Genomic DNA, 12,392 nt, shown 5'->3' on the forward strand with positions numbered 1-12,392 from the left:
CACCCTTCCTATACGGTCGTCACCTTGGTTTTGGCATAGCGGTTTTCCGGCACAGGTACGCCGAGATGTCCGCGCAGCGTATCATGCTCGTAATCCTCACGGAACAATCCGCGCTCCTGCAAAATCGGCACAACCTGATCAACAAATTCCGTCAGTCCCGTGGGGATAGAGGATCCTACAATAAAGCCGTCTACTGCTCCTTGCTCAAACCATTGCTGAATTTGATCCGCTACTTTTTCTGGCGTGCCGATGAACGTCGGCCTTGGCGTCGTTTCTTGAAGCGCCACCTGGCGAAGCGTCAAGCCGCCTTCCTTCGCCTGCCGTTTAATGCGGTCCGTCGTGCTGCGGAAGCTGTTTAGTCCAATTTCGCCCAGCTCCGGGAACGGCTCATCGAGCGGATATTGTGAAAAGTCATGGTGGTCGAAATACCGTCCCAAATAATCGAGCGCCTTCTCAATATTTACAAGCTGCGCCAGCTCCTGATATTTGCGTTCTGCTTCTTCATCCGTCGCCCCAATGATTGGCGCAATGCCTGGCAAAATCGCGATTTCCTCCGAAGAGCGTCCATGCGCAGCTGCACGGCCTTTCACATCATCATAAAATTGTTTGCCCTGCTCAATGGATTCAAAATGGGCAAATACCGCATCCGCTACTTTGGAAGCAAAGTTTTTGCCATCCTCCGACGAGCCTGCTTGAAAAATAACCGGATGCCCCTGCTTGGATCTGGAAATATTAAGCGGTCCCTGCACCGAGAAAAACTCGCCTTTATGGTTTAAGGTGTGCAGCTTTGCCGGATCAAAAAACTGGCCGCTTTCTTTATCGCGCACAAAAGCGTCATCCTCCCACGAATCCCATAGCCCCCGCGTCACTTCCAAATATTCATTAGCAATCCGGTAACGTGTCGGGTGATCGGGATGCTCCGTCTTGCCGAAGTTTTTCGCTGACCCTTCAAGCGGCGAGGTTACGATGTTCCAGCCTGCACGGCCGCCGCTAATATGATCAAGCGAGCCAAATTGTCTCGCTACCGTGAACGGCTCACTATAGGAGGTAGAGAGCGTGCCGACCAGGCCAATCTTCGATGTAACCGCGCCAAGCGCAGATAAAATCGTCAACGGCTCAAAGCGGTTTAAAAAATGGGGTATTGATTTTTCATTAATATATAAGCCATCGGCAATGAATACAAAATCCAGCTTGCCCGCTTCCGCCTTCTGCGCCTGCTGCTTGTAAAATTCAATATTCACACTTGCGTCAGGCTGTGCGTCTGGATGCCTCCATCCAGCAATATTGCCGCCTACTCCATGCAAAATAGCGCCTAGCTTCAATTGTCTCTTTTTAGTTGTTGTCAAGATTGTTCCCTCCTGTTGGTTGCTTACCGTTAAATTTATTATTCCTAGTGGTTTTGTCGTATTTAATATTGATTGAAATGAGTTTATCATCGTTTGACGAATAAAAGCCAATAGAGCTTTTCTATTTTGGCATTAAAAAAATCGATGATCCCCTATTCACAGGATGCGGCGCTTGATTTTGTCCCAAGCATTAGCTGCGGTTTCACAACCTTGATATGAATTGCAAAAGGCTCAGCATGAGATTAATTTCCTCATACTGAGCCTTTTTTCCATCCACTTACGCTGTTAGTGTCTAGTTAGCGGTGCCTAATTAGTGTCTAGCAGCCTCTCTAGGCACCGAACTGCGCTTTATGCAGGCGGTTATATACGCCTTTAATGGCTAGCAGCTCATCATGGCTGCCCTGCTCTTTAATACCTTCCTCCGTAACGACCACGATGCGGTCAGCATTCTTGATCGTCGCCAGGCGATGCGCAATGACGAGCGTCGTGCGTCCTTTGGACAGCTCAGCTAGCGCCTGCTGGATCGCCGCTTCCGTGGCCGTATCAAGCGCCGAGGTCGCTTCATCGAGAATAAGGATTGGCGGATTTTTCAGGAACATGCGAGCAATGGAAAGGCGCTGCTTCTGTCCGCCTGACAATTTAACGCCGCGTTCGCCGATAAGCGTGTCCATTCCTTGACCCTGCGAAAGAATCAGCTCTTCCAGCTGTGCTCTGCGAGCTGCCTCCCAAATTTCTTCCTCGGTAGCATTCAGCTTGCCATAAGCAATATTTTCACGAATCGTGCCATCAAATAGGAATACATCCTGCTGCACAATACCGATTTGGCCGCGCAGTGAATCCAGCTTAATTTTCCGAATGTCGAGGCCATCAATCTCGATCGCCCCGCCTGTCACCTCATAGAAGCGCGGCAGCAGGCTGCATATCGTGGTTTTGCCGGCTCCCGATGGTCCAACAAGAGCTACCGTCTCTCCTGTTTTCACGGTTAAATCAATATGATTCAAAATCGATTTGCCCTCCTCATAACCGAAGGATACATCACGGAACGTGATTTCGCCTTCCAGGCGGCTAATCGCCTTCGCATCATGTGCATCCTCAATATCCGGCTCGGTTTCGAGCAACTCCAAATAACGCTTGAAGCCGGCAATTCCCTTCGGATACGTCTCAATAACCGAGTTGATTTTTTCGATTGGACCGAGAAACACATTGGAAAGCAGGACAAACGCCATAAATTCGCCGAACGTCATTTGGCCTTGAATGACAAACCAAGTGCCGCAAGCGAGTACAAACAAGGAAACAAATTTCATCAGTATGTAGCTGATCGATGAGTTCCAAGCCATAACGCGGTAAGCGACCAGCTTCGTTTGCAGAAAACGGCCATTGTTCACTTCAAATTGTTCCACCTCATGCTTCTCGTTGGAAAACGCTTGAACGACGCGAATGCCGCTGACTGTATTTTCTACGCGGGCATTATAGTCGGCAATATCGGAAAACATCCGGCGAAACGCCTTGGACATCTTGCGGCTGAAATACAGCGACAGGTAGACCATCAGCGGAATAATAATAAACGTCAGCACCGCCAGCTGCCAGTTAATGGTCAGCATGAGTCCGAATGCACCCAGCAGCGTCATCACGGCGATAAACATGTCTTCCGGCCCGTGGTGGGCAATTTCCCCAATATCCATCAGGTCATTCGTCATCCGCGATACAAGATGCCCCGTCTTATTGTTGTCGAAGAAACGGAACGATAGCTTCTGAATATGGTTGAATAGCTTGCTGCGCATATCCGACTCTATTTGAATGCCGAGCTTGTGCCCCCAATACGTCACCACATAATGGAGGAACGCACTTACTACATAAATGCCAATCAGGCCCACACAGGACCATAAAATCCATTTCCAATTGCCCGAAGGCAGCAAATCATCCACGACCCGGTTCAAGGCAAGCGGGAACACCAGCTCCAGCAAAGCTGCAAACACCGCGCAGGAGAAGTCCAATATGAACAACCCTTTATAAGGTCGGTAATAATCAAAAAAACGGCGAAGCATGTCATCATTCCTCTTCTGTCATAATGGTAAGCCTTATTGGAAAATCACCCAATACTGATAATGATTATAATTATCATCCTTTCCAGTTTATCGCAGCCTTATTTTTAAAGCAATGGACAAAACGGAGATGAACCCAAAAATAATACATCCCCTTTTACAAAATTTAAAAACAAAAAAAGACCTACATCAAAATTAGGTCTTAGAATGATTTAATCGTTTACCCTTTAACCGAGCCCGCCGCAATCCCTTCAACAATACGGTTGCTGAGGAACAGAAACGTAATCAAAATCGGAAGAATGCTAATCATGAGAGTGGCTCCGATTGCCCCCCAATCCGTCGTATATTGACCGATAAAATTTTGCACGCCGACCGTCAATGTTTTATAAGAATCAGAGCTAATAAACGTGTTAACAAAAATAAATTCATTCCAGTTGTAAATCATGTTGATGATCGCTGTTGTAGCAAGCACGGAGCTTGTCATCGGGAATACAATCCGGAAGAACATCCGGTTGACCGAGCAGCCGTCAATGATAGCGGCTTCCTCCACCTCGCGCGGCAGCGCATAGTAGAACCCGAGCAGAATCATAATCGTTATCGGCATGTTGAAAGCCACATAAGATAAAATCAGAGACAGGGGATGATCTGTTAGCCCCACTTTATTAAACAGGCTGAACAGCGGGATTAGCGTGGAATGAACCGGAATCATCATGGCCACCATGAATAAGCCCAGTACAAGCGAGCTGCCCTTCCATTTCATTCTTGTGACGGCATAAGTGACTAAACTGCCTAGCATCACGGTTATAAACGTAGCCAAGACGGTGATCCAGACACTGTTAAAAAAATATACATCGATGTTCCCGGCGCTCCACGCCTTCTCGTAGTTTTCCCATCGCGGGTTCATCGGCAGTGACAAAGGCGGGAGATTGAATACCTCCTGATTGTTTTTAAGAGAGAAAAACAGCAGCCATACCAGAGGAAATAGCTGCAGCGCCGCGACCACTGTCAAAACGACATATAAAATGCTATACCCCAGCCTTGTGCCGATCTCCGGCATTGATTCCAACCGTTCATTCCGAACTTTCACATTCCCAGTAATCATGAAGTTTTCCTCCTCCTTACGAGTATTGAATCGTATCCTTTGAGGCCGTTAATTTGCGAATGACCCAAGTGACAGCCAGGCAAATGACCAGCAGAAAAAAGCCGATTGCGCTGCCATATCCAAAGTCGTAGGCTCGAAACGCTTCATGATACATGTAAGAGGCCATCACTTCGCTTGCCCCGTTGGGACCGCCGTCTGTCATAACAAAGATCAAATCAAAATATTTCAAAGAGCCCACAACAGCCAGTACAATCGTTACTTTAATCACTTCCATCACAAGCGGCAGCTTGATCTTCCAAGCAATTTGCAGGGCATTCGCTCCGTCCATTCTGGCAGCTTCTTCAAGAGACGCCGGGATGTTTTTCAGAGCCGCATAATAAATCAAAATATAAAAACCCGCATACTGCCACAAAATCGGAATAAATAAGGCATACAATACGAGCGATGACTCAGCGAGCCATGCGGGAGGGTTGGCAAAACCAAGTGATTCCAGCACGCTGTTCAGCACGCCATTAGTTGGATGATAGATTTTGAGCCAAAGCTGCGCAATCGCTACCGATGACAGAAGCATAGGAATGAGATAGATTTTGCGAAACAGATTAGCTCCTTTAATTCGCGCGGCTAACACCATGGCTACAATAAGATAGAGCAGCAGGCTTATTCCCGAGAAAACAGCAAGCAGCAGAGAATGCCACGCGCTGTTCCAGAAAGTTGTATCCTTAAACAAAGCGAGGTAATTATCCAACCCAACGAAGGTCATCGCACCAATGCCATTCCATTCATTCAGACCGTAATAAGCGGTTAGAACAATCGGAATGTATACAATAGCTAATATTAATAACAGAGACGGCAGCACGTATAAGGCAATTATTTTTTTGTTCGAAAGCACTTTGTCCAATTGGGCCGACTCCTTTCCTTCATGATGAATGAGCGGAAGACATATTCGGGACTTGCCCGCGGCTATGTCTTCCACCGATCAAGCTCAGAGAGCGATTATTTCCCTTCGGAAATGGCTTTGTCATGCTCTTCCGAGAATTTCTCAGGTGCCACTGCCTTTCCAAACAGAGCTTGAATCATATTCAGGTGAGTTTCGGCTGCACTGGCCTGCATTTGAACATCTGCGAATAAGGTAATGCTGCTTGCTTGATTCATTTCATTAAACAAATCAATATAAAGCTGCGGCAGCTCCATGCTGGATGTATCCACTTTAGTCGCAGGAATAACGCCCGCCCCAGTCACGGCTTGCTCTCCCCACTGGGTTACAAAATATTCGACGAATGCTTTCGCTTCCTCTTTTACCGCAGAATTTTCCGATACGAATAGCCCGACACCCGGACCGCCTACCCAGCTGTTAATGTCGCCTTTTCCGCCCTCAACGGTCGGGAATTTAAAGAAACCAACACTATCGCGGAAGTCTTTCGGGATATCTTCATTTGTCGTAAAGTTTGGCAGCTCCCATGTGCCCATCATATACATCGCAGCTTTGCCATTCAGAAACTCCGACTTTGCTTCCTCATTGGACAAACCGTTGAAGCCCTTCACGAATGCATCGCTGTCTACCAATGTCTGTACTTCAGTCGCTGCTTTCAGCAATCCTTCGTCCTTAAAGGAGCCTTCGCCGTTTATAGCACCGGATAAGGTCTGCTGCCCCGCGATTCGGTCGGCCAGGTACATATACCAGAGCGAACCCGTCCAACGGTCCTTGTTACCAAGTGCAATCGGCGCGATTCCATTTTCGGACAGTGTTTTTGCAACAGCCTTTAATTGCTCGTAGGTTTGCGGGATTTCAAGCTTGTATTTCTCAAATAGAGCTTTGTTATAGTAAACCGGAGCAATGTTGAATTCAAGTGGAAGCGCATATGTTTTACCGTCAATCGCATAGGCCTCTGTCGTACCGGATACGAACTTGCCGTTCAGCTCGCCGCTGAGCAAGTCATCTACAGGTGTAAACAGCTTACCTTCCACGTACGGCTGCAAGAACCCGGCCGCCCACGTTACGCCGACATCCGGCAGCTTATTGGATGCCGAAAGCACCTTCAGCTTGTTTTTATATTGCTCATTATCCAGCACCTCTTGCTTGATCGTCACATTCGGATGCTCATCCTGATAAGCCTTTATAATTTGATTCACGATTTTGTTTTGGCCTGCTGACACACCCTCAGGCCATAAATGCATAAAGTTAACCGTAACCTTCTCACCGCTCTCGCCTGCTGGCTCCTTGCTGCCATTGTTGCTGCTTTCACTACTGTTTGTGCCGCAGCCGGCTGCTACAAGAACCAGACTAAACGCCAATAAGAGCATCAATCCTTTTTTCTTGAACACGTTTACATCCCCTTTGATTCTAATGTAAGCGTATTGAAACCGCTCTAATTAGATTGTAGCAACATCGTTCGCAAGCCGTAAGGACATAAGCATTGGGAGTAATACCATAATTATTGGATCATTTTTTCAGAATGCGCGACGTTTTGACGATACTGCCTTGGACTAGTACCCTCTATGGAACGAAACACTTTGACAAAATATTTTGCTGTTTGGTAGCCCACCTGCTCTGAAATTTCCGTTATCGAGTCTCTCGTGCTGACCAGCAGCTCCTTGGCCCGCTGCACTCGTCTGCGACTCAAATAGTCGCTAAAGGTGAGACCTGTCTGCTCTTTGAACAGAACGCTGAAGTAGCTGGCATTCATATGCAAATGATCTGCAACTGCACGCATAGAAACCTGTTCGCTCAGATGATCATCGATATGGCGGAGCGCTTCACGTACCTGAATGCTGTACTGCTTCTCCTCTTGCACCGTCCCCAGCAGTTTGGGGTCAAAAAGTTTCTCCATCCTCACCATCCGGCTTATCTCTTCTTCCCTTTTCAAAGCCAGCTCGACTGCTTGCACTAATTTTTCTTTAACCAATGGCTTTAGCAAATAAGAGACGACCCCAAGCTGAAGTGCTTTCTGAGCATAATCGAATTCAGGATGCCCGGAAATAACAATAACCACAGGAGGAGGTGTCATAGCGCTTAATCGTTCGACCAGCTCCAGTCCTCCCACCTCCGGCATTCTAATATCAGTCACGAGCAGATGAGCTTCATTTTGCTGCAGCCAAGCTAAAGCCTCCACTCCGCTGGATGCCATTTCGATTCGATGCCGGCCGCAGGACCACGCTTCCAGCGTTTTGCGAATCCCCTGCCTCGTTCTAGGTTCATCATCGACGATTAAGATGGTCTTCATTTACTCCATTCCCTTCCAATCTATCAGGTATTTCAAACGTAACGGAAGTTCCGCGACCAGGCTCGCTCTCAATGTCCAGCCCGCTTCCAGCTGCATGATAATAAAGCCTCAATCTACGCTCCACATTTGACACGCCAACTCCTGTACCTTTGAAGCTGCTCGCATAGCCTTCTTTCATGAATGCTTGGAGAGATTCCACTGCGGCTGCATCCATGCCGGGTCCATCGTCCGTTATTATCACTCGCGTAAACCCTTCCCGGCTTGAAGGCTCGGCACGAAGCACAACAGTCCCCGGCCCGAGCCGCTGTTCAATTCCATGCAGTATAGCGTTCTCTACGAGTGGTTGAATTAATAATTTGGGCACAGGTACAGTCCTGCACGCCTCTGCAGCCTCTATTCGCCACGATAGTCTGTCCACCATCCGCATCTCCATGATTTTTAAATAACGTTCTGCATGATTCAATTCGTCACCTATCGTAACCCACTCATCATCCTCCGTTCGGTTGATCACATAACGGAACAAGCCTGACATGGCGACTACGATTTGGGCAAGGTCCTCTTCCCCTTTATCATCAAGCTCCCAATAAAAAGCTTCCAATGTGTTAAACAGAAAGTGCGGATTAATTTGGGCTTGCAGCGCTTTCAATTCCGTTCGACTCTGTATAATTTCCTTCTGGTAGACGACCTCAATTAGTTCATTCAAGGAATCAACCATTTGGTTATAGGTATTGTTGAGCTCATTGATCTCCATGGTTGAGGAGGTATTGGGGTTCGCTTTCAATGTGCCGAATCTGGCACCGCGCATCGCTTTAATCAAGTTTAATATCGGCCGGGTAATCATCGTTGACAAAATAAAGCTCAAGACCAGAAACAACAAACCCCCGACCGCACCAGATACAAGAATAGCAGTCCGTAGAACTGAAATACCTGCCGTTGCATAATTGACAGGTGTCAATATGGCCAGCTTCCACCCCGTTTCCTTCGATTGCTGCTCAATGGCTATATACGATTCATTGCCCACCGTAATCGCTTCTCCGCCATGATTAAGAAAATTCCCCTCACCCACATCCATAGCTAAATCAGAAAAAATTTCTTGGCCCGCCCCATCAAATAGAGCCATATGCTCCCGCGTTTCGTTCTCATTTTCTCCAACGGCAGCTGTGAGCTCAAAATAGCTTTTTTCAATATGAACGACTAAATAGCCAGCATGAATAAAAGAACGGTCCACTAAACGAATATGGCGAATAGCAATGACAACGTTTGCATCCTGTGGATCAAAGCCAAGCCAAACCAAGCGTCCTTTGGCGCTATCTGCTTGTTCAATCCACTCCTTCGGCACCCGGCTGTCCAGACTAATATCATCTAGCGGAAACAGCCTTCTATAATCGCTGCTGTACATTTCAAGCGCTCGGATTCCCGTGACATACGCCTCATATTTTCGGGCTTCCTGCTGCAGCGACTGACGCTCCTCAAAGCGGATCGGCTTGCCAGCGATTTCCCGCGTCAATAATCGCTGGATAGACGCATTCGTAGCCACCTGCGCGGTAAGCGTATCGATTTGTCCCAGAAGCACGTCAAGCTTCCCCATAGCCTGAACGGCCGTCTGTTGAATATGCTTCTCCGCGCTGTTTCGCAAGAGCACGGATACCTGGTCATACGTAAAGTAGCCGGCCGATGCCAGCACGATAACCATAACCAGCATAAATCCAATTAATATCTGATTGCGCAGCGTATTCAACTGCCCTAGCTTCTTCAAGAGCTACATTCCTTTCTATTTCGTGTTATATAGCGGCTATTTCCGTATCTCCTTGCTGATTCTCTAGAATGGCTCTGGCGTTAGCTTCATGATGCAATATCTGTTCCATCCTATCGTTCGCCCATATATTCTACCTCGTTTTCCATTAATTTCATATAGCGGATGCCTAAGCAGTAAAGTCTTCTTTGTATTAAAAAAACCTCCTAAAATTCAGGAGGTTTTACGATTGTAATTATCGGAGCAGCTTGCGAATCAGCTTCTTGCCCCACTTGGACGTCGGATAGCGGAATGGCATGTCAAAGCGCGTTGTTTGCTTAAGCAAGCTTTTCTGGTGAGAGAACGTGTAAAAGGTCTTCTCCCCATGATAGCTGCCCATGCCGCTGTCCCCTACTCCGCCAATAGGCAAATGCGGCGACGCCATATGCATCAAAGTGTCGTTGATGCAGCCGCCTCCAAAGGACAATCCCCTTGTAACCTGTTGCTGAACAGCTGTGCTTTCCGTAAACAAATACAGTGCAAGCGGGTGCGAACGAGCGGCAACAGCCGACATGACCTCCTCAATCGAATCAAACGCAAGGAGTGGAAGCAGCGGGCCAAAAATCTCCTCCTGCATAACCGGCGCCTGCCAGTCCAAGCCCTCCATTACCGTTGGCGCAATAACCCGGCGCGCAGCATCCTTCTCCCCGCCAATAATAATGCGTCCATCTTTCATAAAGTCGGCAAGCCTTGCAAAGTGCCGATCGCTTATAATATGCGTGTAGCTGTCATTATGGAGCGGCTCGCTGCCATACAGCTCTTCAATCGCAGCCTTCAGCAGCTTGACGAATCGCTCCTTCACTTCACGGTGAACGTATAAATAATCCGGTGCAACGCAGGTTTGTCCAGCGTTTGTAAACTTGCCAAATGCGATTCGCTTCGCTGCGAGTGCCAGATTCGCATCCTTATGCACGATACAGGGACTCTTGCCCCCCAGCTCCAGCGTAACCGGCGTCAAATGCCGAGCAGCTGCCGTCATTACGATTTTGCCTACACCAACGCTCCCGGTAAAAAAGATATAATCGAGCTTCTCAGCCAGCAGCTCCGTGCTTACCGCTGCATCACCCAATACCGTCGTTGCCCACTCCGGCTCAAAGGCTTCCGCTACGATCGCCGCCAACGTAGCGGCTACATTCGGTGCAAGCTCCGATGGCTTCAAAATGACGGTATTGCCGGCTGCAATCGCTCCAATTAGTGGAACAAGCGCAAGCTGGACCGGATAGTTCCACGGTGCAATAACAGCCGCGACCCCATAGGGCTCAGAAATAACTTTGCTGGTGCTGCCCATATGCGTCATCGCTGTTTTGATGCGTTTCGGCTTCGCCCAGCCCCTTATATGCTTAATTGTATGCCTAAATTCCGTATAAATGAGACCAAGCTCCATCGCATACGCATCAAACTCTGATTTATTTAAATCCGCCTTTAAAGCTGCCAGCAGCTTCTGCTCATGCTTTTGCATCACCTCGCGCAGCTTTTCCAGCTTCTGAATACGCGCATCAACCGAGCGTGTCTTGCCGCTTTCAAACCATTTTCGCTGCCCCGCAACGACTTCAGCCATCGTTATTGTTGTCATCCTCTTACATCCTTTCCGTGCAATGAACCCTGCTAAATAGAAATTTCTGTTAAGATAAAGATAGCTTGCTTTGTAGTAGACTGCAAGTTATGCCCTTTTAACTGTTAAACTAGCAGATTAGCAGGCTAGTAAATAAGGTGCAGCAGAATGAAAAGCACGTGCTTTTATTATTGAAAGGAGAACTTATCATATGCCTCATTTATTATTTCGCGGTGTGCCTGCACCAAGCTTGCGCAGCATCGCTCCTGAGCTCGTTCAAGAGCTCGCCGTCCTCTGTGATTGCGGAGTAGACAATTTCACAATTGAGTGCCTTGCAACCACTTCTATTTACGGAGGGCTTGCCCAAGATCGTTCGTTCCCTTTTATTGAAATTGGCTGGTTTGAGCGCGGACAGGAGGTCCGGGACCGCTTTGCCGCTATTGTACACCGTTATATGGAGAAGCTTGAGTCGGGGGAAGCAGAGATCGCATTTCGGACCTATAGCGAGAATGCTTATTATATAGAGGGCAAGCCATGCAGCACCTGATAGAACATGCCTGCTGCTTGATTGGACAGGTTGTAAATGATGGTTTCATTTGGTAAGATGGACGGGTAACTATCTACAAAGCACAAATAACCTCTTACGCCAATAAGAGGTCAATCAGCTTTATATTTGTGCACCGACTACTAACCATGGGAGGTGATAGTAATGGCTAAAGACGTATTGTGCGAAGTCGACTCTTGCCGTCATTGGGTAGATGACAACAAGTGCAGCGCTTCATCAATCTATATCGTCAGCAATAGCGCAGATATGGCGCACGAAGCGAGCGAAACAGATTGCCGAACTTTCGAAATTAAATAACTGATCCGATGGAAGGGATGTTGCGGTCCCTTCTTTCTTTATGTATTTTACCAATAATGATTATTATTATCAAGCATTTTGATTAATTTTTTTTGACCCTTAGAAGAAAGGGGCTTTCCGCCTTGAAAAAATGCCCATTGTCAGAAGAAAATCAAGGATTAGACTGACAATGCTTCATTAAGCTCCCATGAAAATTAAAGCCGAAGTAACTTAAAAAGACAATAGTTAATAAGACGCGGCTCATTCATTTTTAAAAAAGGGTGCAGCGCCTGGAATAAAAAAATGGGTATCTTGAAGAATTTAGGAAGCTCCTGTAATAGTCACAGAATAACCTAAGTTTTCTAGTCGTCGAACGGCATACTTTACAATAGATTGTTGCTTCTGTTTGTCAAAGTAATCTTCACCTAAGTCTAATGGGCTGCTTCAACTAGAGCAGATTTCAGATATTTGTTTCCGTTATCCTTATGAATATCCA

Annotated in this window: 10 protein-coding genes; 2 read left to right on the forward strand and 8 right to left on the reverse strand. The window is 47.3% G+C overall.

Annotated elements, in window-relative coordinates; translation table 11 throughout:
• Positions 1-8: 8 nt before the first annotated feature.
• From ABEW34_RS12100 to ABEW34_RS12135, 8 genes are all read right to left on the reverse strand, one after another.
• Positions 9-1,346, reverse strand: a complete 1,338-nt coding sequence (locus tag ABEW34_RS12100; RefSeq protein WP_430158803.1) for an LLM class flavin-dependent oxidoreductase — start codon at positions 1,344-1,346, stop codon at positions 9-11.
• Positions 1,347-1,675: 329 nt separating this feature from the next.
• Positions 1,676-3,391, reverse strand: a complete 1,716-nt coding sequence (locus ABEW34_RS12105) for an ABC transporter ATP-binding protein (protein WP_430158805.1) — start codon at positions 3,389-3,391, stop codon at positions 1,676-1,678.
• Positions 3,392-3,608: 217 nt separating this feature from the next.
• Complete coding sequence (locus tag ABEW34_RS12110; protein ID WP_430158829.1) at positions 3,609-4,445, reverse strand: carbohydrate ABC transporter permease; 837 nt, start codon at positions 4,443-4,445, stop codon at positions 3,609-3,611.
• A gap of 61 nt (positions 4,446-4,506) precedes the next feature.
• Positions 4,507-5,388: a carbohydrate ABC transporter permease gene (locus ABEW34_RS12115; protein ID WP_430158807.1), complete on the reverse strand. Its 882-nt coding sequence runs from the start codon at positions 5,386-5,388 to the stop codon at positions 4,507-4,509.
• Between the two features lie 95 nt (positions 5,389-5,483).
• Complete coding sequence (locus ABEW34_RS12120) at positions 5,484-6,812, reverse strand: ABC transporter substrate-binding protein (RefSeq protein ID WP_430158809.1); 1,329 nt, start codon at positions 6,810-6,812, stop codon at positions 5,484-5,486.
• A 110-nt stretch (positions 6,813-6,922) separates the two neighbouring features.
• Entirely contained in the window at positions 6,923-7,711 is a 789-nt protein-coding gene (locus ABEW34_RS12125) for a response regulator transcription factor (protein WP_430158812.1), read from the reverse strand.
• Positions 7,686-9,467 carry a sensor histidine kinase gene (locus ABEW34_RS12130; RefSeq protein ID WP_430158814.1) on the reverse strand — a complete coding sequence of 594 codons (1,782 nt, stop codon included), beginning with the start codon at positions 9,465-9,467 and terminating at the stop codon, positions 7,686-7,688. The genes ABEW34_RS12125 and ABEW34_RS12130 overlap by 26 nt, the downstream gene beginning before the upstream one ends.
• Positions 9,468-9,699: 232 nt before the next feature.
• Complete coding sequence (locus tag ABEW34_RS12135) at positions 9,700-11,076, reverse strand: aldehyde dehydrogenase (RefSeq protein ID WP_430158816.1); 1,377 nt, start codon at positions 11,074-11,076, stop codon at positions 9,700-9,702.
• 190 nt (positions 11,077-11,266) lie between these two features.
• On the opposite strand from ABEW34_RS12135, the gene ABEW34_RS12140 reads away from it, so the two are divergent.
• Together ABEW34_RS12140 and ABEW34_RS12145 are read left to right on the forward strand one after the other, a co-directional pair.
• Complete coding sequence (locus ABEW34_RS12140) at positions 11,267-11,602, forward strand: DUF1904 family protein (RefSeq protein ID WP_430158818.1); 336 nt, start codon at positions 11,267-11,269, stop codon at positions 11,600-11,602.
• A gap of 162 nt (positions 11,603-11,764) precedes the next feature.
• Positions 11,765-11,917 (forward strand): DUF1540 domain-containing protein, encoded by a 153-nt coding sequence (locus ABEW34_RS12145; protein WP_341279028.1) that lies wholly within the window; start codon positions 11,765-11,767, stop codon positions 11,915-11,917.
• Positions 11,918-12,392: the final 475 nt, after the last annotated feature.

It is taken from the genome of Paenibacillus algorifonticola (assembly GCF_050481745.1).
In the GTDB taxonomy this organism is placed as follows: domain Bacteria; phylum Bacillota; class Bacilli; order Paenibacillales; family Paenibacillaceae; genus Pristimantibacillus; species Pristimantibacillus algorifonticola_A.